This window comes from Actinopolymorpha cephalotaxi, assembly GCF_013408535.1.
Taxonomy (GTDB): domain Bacteria; phylum Actinomycetota; class Actinomycetes; order Propionibacteriales; family Actinopolymorphaceae; genus Actinopolymorpha; species Actinopolymorpha cephalotaxi.
Genome location: NZ_JACBZA010000001.1, coordinates 631,964 through 645,939 on the forward strand (window position 1 = coordinate 631,964; position 13,976 = coordinate 645,939).

General features: G+C 71.3%; 12 protein-coding genes. 7 read left to right on the top strand and 5 right to left on the bottom strand.

Annotation, left to right across the window (positions count from 1 at the left end):
• Positions 1-17: 17 nt before the first annotated feature.
• Positions 18-854, top strand: a complete 837-nt coding sequence (locus FHR37_RS02850) for a carbohydrate ABC transporter permease (protein WP_092886789.1) — start codon at positions 18-20, stop codon at positions 852-854.
• A 27-nt stretch (positions 855-881) separates the two neighbouring features.
• Here FHR37_RS02850 and FHR37_RS02855 read toward each other — a convergent pair whose 3' ends face one another.
• A complete protein-coding gene (locus tag FHR37_RS02855) occupies positions 882-1,178 on the bottom strand; it encodes a 4a-hydroxytetrahydrobiopterin dehydratase (RefSeq protein WP_092886792.1) in 297 nt (98 codons plus the stop codon).
• Between FHR37_RS02855 and FHR37_RS02860 the strand changes: the two genes are divergently transcribed.
• A complete protein-coding gene (locus FHR37_RS02860) occupies positions 1,177-1,548 on the top strand; it encodes a hypothetical protein (RefSeq protein ID WP_139239115.1) in 372 nt (123 codons plus the stop codon). The two genes, FHR37_RS02855 and FHR37_RS02860, sit on opposite strands and share 2 nt — an antisense overlap.
• A gap of 92 nt (positions 1,549-1,640) precedes the next feature.
• Here FHR37_RS02860 and FHR37_RS02865 read toward each other — a convergent pair whose 3' ends face one another.
• Genes FHR37_RS02865 through FHR37_RS02875 form a run of 3 tightly spaced genes read right to left on the bottom strand, consistent with a single transcriptional unit; the run spans position 1,641 to position 5,033 of the window.
• Positions 1,641-2,405 carry a succinate dehydrogenase/fumarate reductase iron-sulfur subunit gene (locus tag FHR37_RS02865; protein ID WP_092886796.1) on the bottom strand — a complete coding sequence of 255 codons (765 nt, stop codon included), beginning with the start codon at positions 2,403-2,405 and terminating at the stop codon, positions 1,641-1,643.
• Positions 2,405-4,219, bottom strand: a complete 1,815-nt coding sequence (locus tag FHR37_RS02870; protein ID WP_092886798.1) for a fumarate reductase/succinate dehydrogenase flavoprotein subunit — start codon at positions 4,217-4,219, stop codon at positions 2,405-2,407. Before FHR37_RS02870 ends, FHR37_RS02865 begins: the two co-directional genes overlap by 1 nt.
• Before the next feature lie 19 nt (positions 4,220-4,238).
• Complete coding sequence (locus FHR37_RS02875; protein ID WP_092886800.1) at positions 4,239-5,033, bottom strand: hypothetical protein; 795 nt, start codon at positions 5,031-5,033, stop codon at positions 4,239-4,241.
• 466 nt (positions 5,034-5,499) lie between these two features.
• On the opposite strand from FHR37_RS02875, the gene FHR37_RS02880 reads away from it, so the two are divergent.
• Positions 5,500-7,650, top strand: a complete 2,151-nt coding sequence (locus FHR37_RS02880) for a GxGYxYP domain-containing protein (protein WP_092886802.1) — start codon at positions 5,500-5,502, stop codon at positions 7,648-7,650.
• Positions 7,651-7,704: 54 nt separating this feature from the next.
• On the opposite strand, the gene FHR37_RS02885 is transcribed toward FHR37_RS02880, so the two are convergent.
• A complete protein-coding gene (locus FHR37_RS02885; protein WP_237769002.1) occupies positions 7,705-9,858 on the bottom strand; it encodes a prolyl oligopeptidase family serine peptidase in 2,154 nt (717 codons plus the stop codon).
• Between the two features lie 77 nt (positions 9,859-9,935).
• Between FHR37_RS02885 and mshB the strand changes: the two genes are divergently transcribed.
• The 4 genes from mshB (at position 9,936) to FHR37_RS02905 (ending at position 13,972) form a co-directional block, all read left to right on the top strand.
• The gene (gene mshB / locus FHR37_RS02890; protein ID WP_092886806.1) at positions 9,936-10,823 is read left to right on the top strand and encodes an N-acetyl-1-D-myo-inositol-2-amino-2-deoxy-alpha-D-glucopyranoside deacetylase; all 888 of its coding nucleotides are present in this window, start codon (positions 9,936-9,938) and stop codon (positions 10,821-10,823) included.
• Positions 10,824-10,852: 29 nt separating this feature from the next.
• Positions 10,853-11,305, top strand: coding sequence for a hypothetical protein (locus FHR37_RS02895; RefSeq protein WP_092886808.1), 453 nt, complete (start codon positions 10,853-10,855; stop codon positions 11,303-11,305).
• On the top strand, positions 11,295-11,873 hold the full coding sequence (locus FHR37_RS02900) for a flavin reductase family protein (RefSeq protein WP_237769003.1): 579 nt from the start codon (positions 11,295-11,297) through the stop codon (positions 11,871-11,873). The genes FHR37_RS02895 and FHR37_RS02900 overlap by 11 nt, the downstream gene beginning before the upstream one ends.
• A gap of 206 nt (positions 11,874-12,079) precedes the next feature.
• Positions 12,080-13,972: a VanW family protein gene (locus tag FHR37_RS02905; RefSeq protein WP_092886810.1), complete on the top strand. Its 1,893-nt coding sequence runs from the start codon at positions 12,080-12,082 to the stop codon at positions 13,970-13,972.
• The last annotated feature ends 4 nt before the right edge of the window (positions 13,973-13,976 follow it).

The following is a 13,976-nucleotide window of genomic DNA, read 5'->3' on the forward strand; positions in this document are numbered from 1 at the left end:
GCGTGGAGGGGAGTGGGATGAACGGTACGGGATCGCCGGTGACCCGCCGGGCCATCACGGTGCTCATCTACCTCGTGGTGCTGGTGTTCGTCCTGCCGTTCTACTGGATGGCCGTCCTCGCCACGCACGACAACGCGTCCATCTACCACTTCCCGCCGCCCCTGCTGCCCGGCGGGAACCTCTCGGCGAACTGGACCCGGCTGGTCGAGGTCGTTCCCGTCCTCCGCGCGATGGGCAACAGCATCCTGGTCGCGGTCACGCACACCGCGCTCGTCCTGGTGCTGGCCTCGCTGGTGGGGTACGGCTTCTCGCGCTTTCGTCAGGCGCCCGGCGCGCGCTGGATGTGGCGGATGCTGCTGGCGACGATCTTCATCCCGGGCCTGGTCGGGCTCATCCCGTGGTACGTCCTGATCGCCCGGCTGGGCTGGATCGACACGCTGTGGCCGCTGATCATCCCGGGCGCGGCGAACGGGTTCGCGGTGTTCTGGATGCGGCAGGTCATCACCCAGACCGTCCCGACCGATCTGTACGACGCGGCGCGCATCGACGGCGCCTCGGACTGGCGGACCTACTGGACGGTGGTGCTGCCGCTGATCCGGCCCGGCCTCGGCGCGCTGGGGGTGTGGACGTTCATGGGCACCTGGACGGCGTTCCAGATCCCGTTGATCGTCCTGAACTCCCAGGAGAACTTCACTCTCCCATTGGCGATGGCCAACCTGAACACGTTGTACGGACAGGACACGGCCGCGGTGATGCTCGGGAGCGTGATCAGCGTGCTGCCGATCTTCGTGGCGTTCCTGCTGGCGGCGAAGCAGTTCATGGCCGGGCTGACCGCGGGCGCGCTGAAGGGCTGATCCGTGCGGCGCGCGCCCGGGCGTGCGCTAACCGGGGGTGTCCTCGGCCAGCGCGCTGATCCGTCCGGCCAGCTTGACGTCGTTGTCGGTCACCCCGCCCATGGCGTGCGTGGTCAGCGAGAAGGAGATCGTCGTCCAGCGGATGTCGATGTCGGGGTGGTGACCCATCTGTTCGGCGGCCTGCGCCACCCGGTCGACCAGTCCGATGCCGGTCATGAAGCTGGGTGCGGTGACCGCGCGGAACAACGCACCCGGACGCGCCTCCCAGCCGGGCAGGTCGCGCAGGGCTTCGGTGATCTGGTCGTCGCTGAGCAGTTGTGCCATGACTGAACGTTGTCCTGTCCGTGCGTCGCGGTCAAGTTTCCACAGGACACGCGAGCGGCGTGGTTTTCCACAGTGCGCGGATCTTGGCCGTACGCGCTGTGGCATCGAGCCGTTACGGTTCCGGCATGTCCGCAGCGAGGACCTCGCGGGCGCGATCCAGGAGGCGGTCAACGCTGCCATCGACGCGCACAACGAGCAGGCGACCGTCGGTCTGCCGGGCGTACCGCCGCTTGCCGAACTCAGCCGAACGCTGGACGAGGTGACCGACACGTCCCGGCGGGCGATGGCGGAGTCCGCGCAGGCGATGCGCGAAGCGCTCGCAGGCGTTCAACGAGTTTCCGACCTCCACCGGCGGCGCGCCGCGGGGTGAACCGGCCACCGACGGCGAAGGGGCGTGGATTCTTCCGCGGAAGAATCCACGCCCCTTCGGCTTCGTCAGCCCCGGGCGTACCGAACCGGGTCTCAGACCTCTTCGCGCTGGTCGCGGCGGAAGATCTTCGAGCCCAGCCAGACCAGCGGGTCGTACTTGCGGTCGACGACGCGTTCCTTCATCGGGATGATCGCATTGTCGGTGATCTTGATGTGCTCGGGGCAGACCTCGGTGCAGCACTTGGTGATGTTGCACATGCTCAGGCCCGCCGCCGACTGTGCCAGCTTGCGCCGGTCGTTGGTGTCCAGCGGGTGCATGTCGAGTTCGGCGTACCGCAGGAAGAACCTCGGCCCGGCGAACGCGGGCTTGTTCTCCTCGTGGTCACGCACCACGTGGCAGGTGTCCTGGCACAGGAAGCACTCGATGCACTTGCGGAACTCCTGGCCCCGCTCGACATCCACCTGCGACATCCGCCGCTTGCCGTCGGCGTCCGGCGCGGTCGGCGCGAACGCCGGGACCTCCTTGGCCTTCTCGTAGTTGAACGAGACGTCGGTCACCAGGTCCTTGATCACCGGGAACGTCCGCAGCGGCGTCACCGTGATCGTCTCGGACTGGTCGTACTCCGACAGCCGGGTCATGCACATCAGCTTCGGCCGGCCGTTGATCTCCGCGCTGCACGAGCCGCACTTGCCGGCCTTGCAGTTCCACCGGACGGCGAGGTCACCGGCCTGGGTCGCCTGGACGCGGTGGATCGCGTCGAGGACGACCTCGCCCTCCTCGACCTCGACGGTGAAGTCGGCCAGCGAGCCGCCGTCGACGTCGCCGCGCCACAACCGCATGGACAGGTTGTATCCCATCACTTCTCCTCGAAGAGCGCCTTGAGCTCGGCCGGCATCTGCGGAAGCGGCTGGATCGCGAGTTCGACCGAGTCGTCGTGCCGCCGCAGCACGATGTTCTTCGTGCCCCAGTCCTGGTCCGTCATCGGGTAGTCGTCGCGGGTGTGCCCGCCGCGGCTCTCGGTCCGCGTCAACGCCGCCTTGGCGATGCACTCCGACACCCAGAGCATGTTCTGCAGGTCGATCGCGAGGTGCCAGCCCGGGTTGTACTGGCGGTTGCCCTCCACCGTGAGGTGCCGGGACCGCTCGGCCAGCTTCTCGATCTCCCCGAGCGCCTGCTCCAGCTCCTCCGCGGTACGGATGATGCCGACCAGGGTGTGCATGACCTCCTGCAGGTCCTTCTGCACGGAGTAGGGGTTCTCCCCACCCTCCTCCGAGAACGGCGCCAGCGCCGCGTCCGCCGCAGCCACCACCGCGTCCTCGTCCACCGTGACCGGCGCGTCGTGGGTGCGCGCGGCGTAGTAGGCGGCGTTCAGGCCCGCCCGGCGGCCGAACACCAGCAGGTCCGACAGCGAGTTGCCGCCGAGCCGGTTGGAGCCGTGCATGCCGCCCGCGACCTCGCCCGCGGCGTAAAGCCCGGGCACGATCGAGACGGCGGTGTCCGGGTCGACCTCCACGCCACCCATCACGTAGTGGCAGGTGGGCCCGATCTCCATCGGCTCCTTGGTGATGTCGACGTCGGCCAGCTCCTTGAACTGGTGGTACATCGACGGCAGCCGCCGCATGATGTACTCCGGGTCGCGCCGGGAGGCGATGTCGAGGTAGATCCCGCCGTGCGGGGTGCCCCGGCCGGCCTTCACCTCGGAGTTGATGGCCCGGGCCACCTCGTCGCGGGGGAGCAGCTCAGGTGGGCGCCGGTTGTTCTTCTTGTCGGTGTACCACCGGTCGGCCTCCTCGATGGAGTCGGCCGTCTCCGCCTTGAAGAAGTCCGGGATGTAGTCGAACATGAACCGTCGGCCCTCGGAGTTCTTCAGCACTCCGCCGTCACCGCGCACCGACTCGGTGACCAGGATCCCGCGCACCGACGGCGGCCACACCATGCCCGTCGGGTGGAACTGCACGAACTCCATGTTGATCAGGCTTGCGCCCGCCCGCACCGCCAGCGCATGCCCGTCGCCGGTGTACTCCCAGGAGTTCGACGTCACCTTGAACGACTTGCCGATGCCGCCGGTCGCCAGCACCACCGAGGGAGCCTCGAACGTGATCAGCCGCCCGCTCTCGCGCCAGTAGCCGAACGCGCCGGCCACCCGGTCGCCGTCCTTGAGGATCTCGGTGATCGTGCACTCCATGAACACGTCGATCCCGAGGGCGACCGCGCGCTGCTGCAGGGTGCGGATCATCTCCAGGCCGGTACGGTCACCGACGTGCGCGAGCCGGGCGTACCGGTGGCCGCCGAAGTCGCGCTGGGAGATCAGCCCGTCGTTCGTACGGTCGAACAGCGCGCCCCACTCTTCGAGCTCGAGCACCCGGTCGGGCGCCTCCTGGGCGTGCAGCTGGGCCATCCGCCAGTTGTTCAGCATCTTCCCGCCACGCATGGTGTCGCGGAAGTGCACCTTCCAGTTGTCCTCCGGCCAGGCGTTGCCCATGGCCGCGGCGATCCCGCCCTCGGCCATCACCGTGTGCGCCTTGCCGAGCAGGGACTTGCACACGATGGCCGTCCGGGCGCCCGCGTCGTGCGCGGCGATCGCGGCCCGCAGGCCCGCGCCGCCGGCGCCGACCACCACCACGTCGTAGGAGTGCCGCTCGCCTGTGTTGCGTGGTTCGACTGTGCTCATGCGATGTACCTCGGTCTCCTCAGAAGAACCGGACGTCGGTGATCGCACCGGTCGCCAGCAGGTAGACGTAGAAGTCCGCCACGGCGACCGAGATCAGCGAGGCCCAGGCGAAACGTGCGTGGTGGCCGTTCAGCTTCGACACGAACGTCCAGAGGCGGTAGCGCAAAGGGTGCTTGGAGAAGTTGCGCAGCCGTCCGCCGGTGATGTGCCGGCAGGAGTGGCACGACAGCGTGTAGAGCCAGATCAGCACCACGTTGGCCAGCAGGATCAGGGTGCCCAGACCCATGTGGCCCCACTCGTGCTGCGGGTTGCGGAACGCGATCACCGCGTCGTAGGTGAGAATCAGCGCGATCACGAACGCCGCGTAGAAGAACCAGCGGTGGACGTTCTGCAGGATCAGCGGGAACCGCCGCTCACCGGTGTACTTCTTGTGCGGCTCGGGCACCGCGCACGCCGCCGGCGACAACCAGAAGGCGCGGTAGTAGGCCTTGCGGTAGTAGTAGCAGGTGAGCCGGAAGCCCAGGGGGAAGATCAGGATGACCAGGGCGGGGGAGAACCACGTCGGCAGGAAACCGAGCGGCTGCCCGAAGTCGCTGGCCCCGGCCACACAGTGGGTGCTCAGGCAGGGCGAGTAGAACGGCGAGAGGTACGGCGAGGCGTAGTAGTTGGCGCCGGAGAAGGCGCGCCAGGTGGAGTAGACGATGAACGCCGTGAACACCACGAAGGTCACCGCCGGGGAGATCCACCAGCGATCCTGGCGCAGCGTGCCCTTGCCGATGTCCGCGCGTTCGGGACCCAACACTCCCGTTGCCATCTCGCCCAATTCCTCTCGCGTGCCGGTCCGGCCGCCGGTGGAGCGTCCCGGGCGTGGTCCCCGGGTTCGAACGCCGACGGTGCGGGTGGGGAGAGTCTGCCGCACGGGCGGCCACCGTGATCGCCCAGGTCGTCACCCGCGGTCAGGGAGACCGACAGGGCCGATGACAGGGCCGATGTGACGGACGCCACCCGTGTGTCAGCTTCGTCTGGCATGGTGCACCCTTCCGGCGGCACATAGTGGGCGGCGGGGCCAGGTCGGAATGTGTGATCGGCCACACTCCGGCTCCGGGGGTTCTCCGCGCGCTGCGTACGCGCTCCGAACGCATGGCGAAAAGCGGCCAGGCCGGGCGTTGCCGCGGTGTCCGACAGGTAGTGTCCGGTCACCTTCTGCCACCAAGCCGGACCCGGGTGTGCCCGGGGTTTCGCCAGGCGGTGGCCCGGACGTGAGCCGCGGAGCCGCCGCCATGACAAGGACGTCACCCTTCCGAATACAGCCCGGAACCCAGCCCGGAGCCCAGCCGCGAACCCAGCCCGGAGCCCAGCCGCGAAGCCGGCCCTCCCGACGGGCGTTCCTGGCCGGCGGGCTCGCCGCCGGTGCCGCGGGCACCTTCCTCGCGGTTCCCTCACCGGCGTACGCCGAGCAGGCGCACGGGATCTCCTGGCCGGCGCGGCGGGAGCTGCCGGCGTTCACCCGGCCGAGTCACCTGGACGCGCTGATGATGGCCGGTGACACCGCCGAGGACGTGAAGTTGCTGGTCACCACGCTGCAGGGGCTGGTCAACCGCGAGCGGCCCCGCATCTACGTCGTCGTGGGCAAACCCAGCGAGGGTGCGGACACCTGGCTGAAGGACACCCACGTCCCGTACACCACGTTCACCGATCCCTGGCAGCTGCTCGACCGGCACCTGCACCGGGCGAAGGGGATCGTCGTGTACGACCCCGAGGTGGTGGAGACCGTCAACGTCGCCACCACGATCGGCGCGCTGCGGGGCGGGGTGATCGCCAGTCCCGAGCTGGCCGGCAAGCTCACCGCCGCGCCGTACGACCTGCCCGTGCTGGACGACCTCCGCGGCCGGTTCGACTCCAACCTGGCGGCCACCACCTGGGCGTTCGAGCACCTGTGGCCGCGGACCAGCCACCGGGTGCTGTTCGGCGTCAACCCCGGCCAGAGCGTCCCGATCCCGCCGGACAACTGGAAGGACTTCGAGGAGGTCGCCCGCGAGGACCGGCCGATCCGCGACTCGTCCAACCGCGCCGTGCACGACCTGGACCTGTCGGCGTTCCTCGGCGGGGACGCCGTCTACCTGCGGTTCGCGGACTCCCAGCCGGCCGACGGGTGGGGCGCCGCGGTGCACCAGGTCACCGTGCGGGCCGACGGCACGGTCGTCGCCGACCTCACCGCGGGCACCGACCCCGAGCGGGCGGCGCTGTTCGACAAGGGCGGGTCGACCCTCAAGCCGCAGTCGGACACCAACGACGCGCACCGGTTCGCCGACGGGACGAACTACTTCGTCTACCGGCTGGCCGTCCCTGCCGGCACCGCGAAGCTGGTCGTCTCGGTCGACATGTGGAACCAGTACCTCGTCTCCGCCTCGATGACCGCCCCGGCCGTGTCCTCCGACGACCGCCGCCCGGCTTCCCAGCAGCTGCGCGACTACGCGGTGGCCACCCAGGCGATGCCGTTCTGGCTGGCGTCGAACGACAGCCCGGAGGAGACCGCGCTGATGGAGCGGATCTTCGCCGCGGTCGACATGGGTACGCCGTACCTCGGCTGGTTCACCGACGAGTTCAACGGCGTGCGGCTCGCGTCCCGGCACGGCGTCTACGTGCTGGCCGCGGACTTCCTGGAGAACGCCTCGGTGTTCGGCGGGGTGCGCGCGCCGATCCGGCCGCAGCGGGTGCCGGCGGCGCCGAAGCTCGCCAACAAGGTCTACCTCAGCTTCACCTTCAGCGAGGGCGACAACCTGCAGTTCGACCAGCACCGGATGCGGCAGCTGTGGGACCACCCCGACCGCGGCAGGGTGGCGCTGAACTGGTCGGTCAGCCCACTGCTGGCCGACGTGGCACCGGTGATGATGAGCCACTACCTGACGACCGCGACCGCCGCGGACACCCTGGTCGCCGGGCCGAGCGGTCCGGGCTACTTCTTCCCGTCGCTGTGGCCGGAGAAGGAGCTGCCGAAGTTCCTCGCCGCCACCCGGTCCTACCTCGACCGGCCCGGCCTGGACGTGATGTACGCGCTGGACGACCGGCCGGCGCTGACCGACGCCTCCGCCGCGGCGTACAACGACAACCTCGACCTGCGCGGCATCTTCTACAACATGTGGTTCGTACGCAGCGACACCACCGTGATGGACGGCGACCTGCCGGTCTCGACCCAGCTCGCCATCGGGGACCGCGCGGTGATGCGGGACCGGATCCTGGCCAACGCGGAGGACTTCGACGGCAGCGCACCGGTGTTCGTCGCGGTGGGCGTACCGGCGTGGGACCTCACGCCGGGGGACATCGTCTGGGTGGTCGAGCAGGTACGCGCGAAACTGGGCGACAAGGTGGCCGCGGTGCGCGGCGACCACTACTTCACGCTGCTCCGCGAGGCGAAGGGCCTCGACGGGTGATGGCCCGGCTCCCGGCCGGTGGCGGACCCGCCGGCCGGGAGCAGGGCGGTCGGGTCAGCCGAGCGCCTCGCGCAGGAAGTCCAGCTCCAGCAGCAGGAGGTTCTCCGCGACGACCTCCTGCGGCGTCATGTGGGTGACCCCGGTCAGCGGCAGCACCGTGTGCCGCCGGCCCGCCGCGAGCAGCGCGGACGACAGCCGCAGCGTGTGCGCGGCCACGACGTTGTCGTCGGCCAGGCCGTGGATGAGCAGCAGCGGCCGCTCCAGCCCGGCGGCCGCGTCGAGCAGGCTGTTGCGGGCGTAGACGTCGGGCTGCTCGTCGGGGTGGCCGAGGTAGCGCTCGGTGTAGCAGGTGTCGTACAGCCGCCAGTCGGTGACCGGCGCGCCCGCGACGCCGGCGTGGAAGACGTCCGGCCGGGCGATCACCGCGAGCGCGGACAGGTAGCCGCCGTAGGACCAGCCGCGCATCGCCACCCGGCCCGGGTCGACGTCGTCGGGGTAGCGCCGGGCGATCTCCTGGACCACCTCCACCTGGTCGTCGAGCGTGCTCCCGAAGTCGTTCAGCACCTCCCGCTCCCAGGCCGGCCCGCGGTTGGGGGTGCCGCGCCCGTCCGCGACGACGACGCAGAACCCCTGGTCGGCGAGCCACTGGCTGGCGAGGAACGCCGCCCGGGCCGAGCGGACCCGCAGCGCGTGCGGTCCGCCGTACGGGTCCAGCAGCAGCGGCAGCCGCCGGGAGCCGGGCGTGTGGTCGCGGGGGAAGAGGACGGCGGTCCGCAGCTCGCGCGGCCCTAGGCGCAACAGGGTGACGTCGGGTGTGAACGGCGGCTTCTCCTGCCGGGACTCGATCCGCCCGGCCTCGGCGCCGCCGCGCAGCACCCGGACGACCGACCCGTCGTGGTCCAGCGACTGCGACACCAGCAGCACCGTGCCACCGGACGCCCGGCCCAGGTGCACGCCCGGCTCGCGGGTCAGCGGCGTGACCGTGCCGTCGAGCCCGACCCGCAGCACGTGCTGCTCGGTGGGTTCGGTGGTGGCCGAGACCAGCACGCCGTCGTCGTCGACGTCGAGGACGGCACCCACCTGCAGGCCGACCGGCGTCACCGGCTCGCCGTCGAACGCGAGCTGACGGGTCTGCCCGGTGTCCACCGTGGTGAGCAGGCGGCCGTCGGGCAGCCAGCGCGGCGTACCGGAGACGATCTCCACCCACGCCGGGTCGCTGTCCTCGCGGATCGCGGCGGTCGCGCCGGACGCCAGGTCGACGGTCAGCACCCGCGCGGACTTCTGGTCGCGGCTGAGCACGCGCAGCAGCGGCGGGCCGTACGACGTCCAGCTCACGTCGACGAGGTAGGGGTACGCGGCGGAGTCCCAGCGGACCTCGCGGCGCTCACCGGCGAGGTCGACCAGCCACAGCGAGACGTCGGCGTTGCCGGTGCCGGCGGCGGGGTAGCGCACCGGGACCGGCGGCTGGTCCGGCTGGGCGGGGTTCGCGATGTGCCACTGCGGGACCGGCGCCTCGTCGTAGCGCTCGACCAGCAGGGACGTGCCGTCGGGCGCCCACCAGTAGCCGCGTACCCGGTCCATCTCCTCCGCGGCGACGAACTCCGCCACGCCCCAGGAGACGGTGGTCTCACCCGGCTCGGGTCCCACCAGCACGCGCTCCTCCGGCGTGCCGTCACCGGAGCCCGGGGACGCCTGGGTGTCCACCAGCCGCAGGCCGGCGTTGGAGGCGTACGCGACGTAGCGTCCGGTCGGGTCCGGGCGCGGGTCGACCACCGGCGCCACCGACGGAAGCTCGCGGACCTGCCCGCTGTCGAGGTCGGCCAGCCACAGCCGGGACGACAACGCGAACGCGGCGTGCCTGACGTCCCGGTCGCAGGCGTACCCGACGATGCCCGCGGCACCCTCCCGGGAGCGCTCGCGGCGGGCGCGTTCGGCGGGGGAGAGGTCCTCCCGGCCGTCGGTGAGCAGCGTCGCGGGGTCCGCGACCCGGTGCTCGGTGCCGGAGTCGACGTCGTACGACCACAGCTCGATGCCCCGGTCGGTGCCCGAGGGTGCGCGCAGGAACACGATCCGGCTTCCGTCCGGCGCGATGCTGAACGTACGCGGCGCGCCCAGGGTGAACCGGAGGGTCCGGGCGTTCAGCCGGGGATAGGTCGGGGCGGAGGTGGCGCCCGCGGACTCGGCGGGTCGCGGCTGCGGTGTGGTCACGAAGGTCGATCCTGGCATGCCCGGACCCCGGCGTGCTGGGGGAGCCGGTTGGGGGAGCCGGTCCGTATGGTTGCCCCATGGCAGACCGCAGAATCCTGCTCGTGCACGCGCATCCGGACGACGAGACCATCGGCAACGGTGTGACGATGGCGAAGTACGCCGCCGAGGGTGCGCAGGTCACCCTCGTCACCTGCACCAGGGGCGAGGAGGGGGAGGTGCTCGTCCCCGAGCTCGCCCACCTGGCCGCCGACCGCGACGACACCCTCGGTGACCACCGGGAGAAGGAAATGGCCGCGGCCATGGCCGAGCTCGGTGTCACCGACCACCGCTGGCTCGGCGGGGCCGGCCGCTACCGCGACTCCGGCATGATCGGGACCCCCGCCAACGAGCGGCCCGACTGCTTCTGGCGGGCCGACCTGTGCGAGGCGTCCGACCACCTGGTGGCGGTGATCCGCGAGGTTCGCCCGCAGGTGCTGGCCACCTACGACGAGTTCGGCGGGTACGGCCACCCCGACCACATCCAGGCCCACCGGGTGGCGACCTACGCGCACTTCCTGGCCGGGGCGCCGTCCTACCGTCCCGACCTCGGCGAGGCGTGGAGCATCCCGAAGGTCTACTGGGGGGCGATGCCGGAGTCGATGATGCGCGAGGGGCTGCGCCGGCTCCGCGACATGGGGGAGACGGCGTTCGAGGGTATGGACCCCGACGGCGAGCTGCCGCGGACGTTCGTCCCCGACGAGCTGATCTCGGCCCGCATCGACGGCAACCACCACGTCGAGCGCAAGCTGGCCGCGATGCGGGCGCACGCCACCCAGATCGCGGTCGACGGGCCGTTCTTCGCGCTGTCCAACAACCTCGGCAACCAGGTCTGGGGCACCGAGTGCTACCGCCTCGTACACGGCCGCCCGGGACCGGCCGATCCGGCGACCGGTCAGGAGAACGACCTGTTCGCCGGGGTGGCCTGATCGTTTCCCGCTGCGCGTAAGGTCGCCGCGTGGCAGCACTTTCGCGCGCGGCCGGACTGGTCGCCGCCGCGGTTCTCGGCCTGGTGGCCGGCACTTGTGGCGTCGCCGCCTCCCGGGCGAGCCTCACCGTGCTCGGGGTCCGGCTGCCCTACGGCATCGTGCTCGCGCTCGTGGTGGCCGCGCTGCTGTTCGCCCAGTGCAGGTACCTCCTCGGCAAGGGCGGCGGGGTGGCCGCCGCCCTGGGCTGGGTCGCGCCGGTCGTGGCCGCACTGTGGCCTCGGCCGGAGGGCGACGTCGTGCTCGCCGGCGACTGGTACGGCCTGGGTCTCGTACTCGCCGGGCTCTTCCTGGTCGGCTGGCAGCTCCTGCGCCGTGGTGACCGCGGCGACCGGACCGGCCCCGGCGGGCCGCGTGGCCCGCGTGGCCCGCGCGGCTCGGGAGCGTCCGGGAGTACGACGAGAGGAGGGGACCGTGACCGCTGACCACCGGCCCGTCGACCACGACCGGCCCGAGTCCGGCGCCGCTCACGACCGGCTCGCGCCCGTGGGCGAGGCGGACTACCGCTCCGCGATGGCCCGGTTCGCCAGCGGCGTGACGATCGTCACCACCTGCCTGGACGGGGTGGACCACGCGATGACCGCCAGCGCGTTCACCTCCGTCTCGCTCTCCCCGCCACTGGTGCTGGTCTGTGTGGAGAAGATCGCGAGGTTCCACCCGGCCGTACTCTCCGCCGGCACCTGGGCCGTGTCCGTGCTGACCGACGACGCCCACCAGGTGGCCACCCGGCTGGCCCGCCGCGGACGTCCGCTGCACGGCCAACTCGACGGCATCCCGGTGCACCGCGGGCGCACCGGGGCGGCTCTGCTGTCGGCCGCCGCGGCCCGGCTGGAGTGCCGCACCGTCGCCGTCCACGACGGCGGTGACCACTCGATCGTGGTCGGCGAGGTCGTCGGCACCGACGTTCCGGCCGATCCGGCACCGGCGCTCGTCTACTACGCCGGTGGCTACCACGCCGTCGGAGCCCGGGCCGACCCTGAGCTCCAGGTCTAGAGCGGCCCGCCCGGCCGACCGGCGTTCTGGTCCTTGATCCGGCAGAACGCCACATCGCGGGCAACCTGCCCAAGTGCGCCCGGACCGGAAACGCGCGGGGTGCGGTCCCGGCGGAGCGGGACCACAGCCTCTACCCTTGGCGGAATTGTCACCGAGGCCCGCCTGCCGCGGACCCCGGCCACGCACCACAGCAACGCGGAGGAGCCGTGCGAGAACCGGGCGAACCCGGTCAGCCGACGCCTGAGCCGACCCCCGAGCCGACCCAGTACCCGTCGGCAGAGCCCGGCCCGGCGCCCGACGAGGAGTCCGCGCCCAGCCGCGGGCGCGTCATCGTCCTGGCGGCGGTAGGCGTCCTCGCCGTGCTCCTGGGCGGCTACGCCATCCTCGCGATCACCCTCGGGGGCAGCGTCCCGCGCGGCACCTCCGTGAGCGGGGTCGACGTCAGCGGGCTCACCCGCGACCAGGCCGGCCAGCGCTTGCGCGACCGTCTGCTGCCGAGGGCGGAGAAGCCCTTCCGGGTCGCCGTGCGGGACAGGACCTACACCCTCACTCCCGCCCAGGCCGGGCTCGTCCTCGACGTGCCCGCGACGGTGGACGCCGTCTACGTACCCCGCTCCCTCAACCCCGTCGAGATCTCCAAGGCGCTCGGGGGTGGCGGCGACGTCGCGCCCGTGCTCACCGTCGACCACGCCAGGCTGGACGCCGCGGTCGGCAGGCTCGCCAAGGAGGTCCGCAAGGCCGGGAGCCCGGGCGGCATCACGTTCACCGGCGGCACCGCCAAGGCCGCCGAGCCGGTGATCGGATACCGGCTGGACACCGCCGGGTCGGCCGACCGCATCGAGCAGGAGTTCCTGCGTACGGACGCGCCGATCGACCTGCCCGTCACCGAGCAGAAGCCGAAGGTCGGCCGGGCGGAGGTACGCCGGGCCATGCGGGAGTTCGCCACTCCCGCGATGTCCGGGTCGGTGACGGTGAAGATCAACGACAGGTCGTTCGACGTGTCGTCGGCCGAGGTGGGCTCCGCGCTGACGATGGTGCCCGGCCAGTCCGGCCGGCTGACCCCCAGGCTCGACGCGGCGGCGTTCGAACGCGCGGTCGCCGACCGGCTGAAGGTCATGGAGATCCAGCCGAAGGACGCGTCGGTGCGGATCTTCGCCGGCCGGCCGACCGTCGTGCCCGCCACCCAGGGCCAGACCGTCCCGCCGGCAGGCCTCGCGCGCGCCGTGCTGGCCGCGCTGCCGAAGTCCGGGGCGGAGCGGGTCGCGACCGTCCGGACCCAGGCGACCGACGCGAAGTTCACCACCAAGGATGCGCAGAACCTCGGGGTGAAGCAGGTCGTCGGCGAGTTCACGACCTACTACCCCCACGCCGCCTACCGCAACACCAACATCGGCAGGGCCGGTCAGCTGATCAACAACCGGCTGATCAAGCCCGGTGAGACCTTCAGCCTGAACGGCATCCTCGGTGAGCGCACCGAGGCCAACGGCTTCGCCAAGGGGTTCGTGATCGTGGGCGGCCGGCTGCGTGAGGAACTCGGCGGCGGTGTCTCGCAGGTGGCCACCACGACGTACAACGCCGCCTTCTTCGCCGGGATGGAGGACGTCGAGCACCGTCCGCACGCCTTCTACATCGATCGCTACCCCGTCGGCCGGGAGGCCACCGTCTACTGGGGCTACCTCGACCTGAAGTGGCGCAACAACACCCCGTACGGCGTCCTCGTCCAGTCGGTCAACAAGCAGAGCTCGCCCGGAAAGAAGGGCAGCATCAGCGTCCGGCTGTGGAGTACGAAGTACTGGACGGTCAAGGGGCAGACCTCGGCCCGGCACAACTTCCGGGAGCCGAAGATCATCTTCGACGAGAAGAAGGGCTGCGTTCCCCAGGACGGCGTGCGCGGGTTCGACGTCGACGTCGTCCGCCGGCTCTACCGCGGCAGCACGCTGGAGAGGACCGAGACCGACCACGTGCGGTACAGCCCCGAGGACCGGGTCACCTGCGGGCCCAACCCGAACCCGACGCCGACTCCGACTCCGACGCCGAAGCCCAAGCCTCCGGCCGCGACGACACCGAAGCCCCCGAAGCCGCCGGCCGCGGGGAACTGACCGC

What these genes read in the sequence shown, in the direction of transcription:
- FHR37_RS02865 (WP_092886796.1), bottom strand. Translation starts at nt 2,405, where the DNA reads ATGGGATACAACCTGTCCATGCGGTTGTGGCGCGGCGACGTCGACGGC.
- FHR37_RS02875 (WP_092886800.1), bottom strand. Translation starts at nt 5,033, where the DNA reads ATGGCAACGGGAGTGTTGGGTCCCGAACGCGCGGACATCGGCAAGGGC.
- FHR37_RS02850 (WP_092886789.1), top strand. Translation starts at nt 18, where the DNA reads ATGAACGGTACGGGATCGCCGGTGACCCGCCGGGCCATCACGGTGCTC.
- FHR37_RS02860 (WP_139239115.1), top strand. Translation starts at nt 1,177, where the DNA reads ATGACTGAACGTTGTCCTGTCCGTGCGTCGCGGTCAAGTTTCCACAGG.
- FHR37_RS02855 (WP_092886792.1), bottom strand. Translation starts at nt 1,178, where the DNA reads ATGGCACAACTGCTCAGCGACGACCAGATCACCGAAGCCCTGCGCGAC.
- FHR37_RS02870 (WP_092886798.1), bottom strand. Translation starts at nt 4,219, where the DNA reads ATGAGCACAGTCGAACCACGCAACACAGGCGAGCGGCACTCCTACGAC.
- mshB (WP_092886806.1), top strand. Translation starts at nt 9,936, where the DNA reads ATGGCAGACCGCAGAATCCTGCTCGTGCACGCGCATCCGGACGACGAG.
- FHR37_RS02880 (WP_092886802.1), top strand. Translation starts at nt 5,500, where the DNA reads ATGACAAGGACGTCACCCTTCCGAATACAGCCCGGAACCCAGCCCGGA.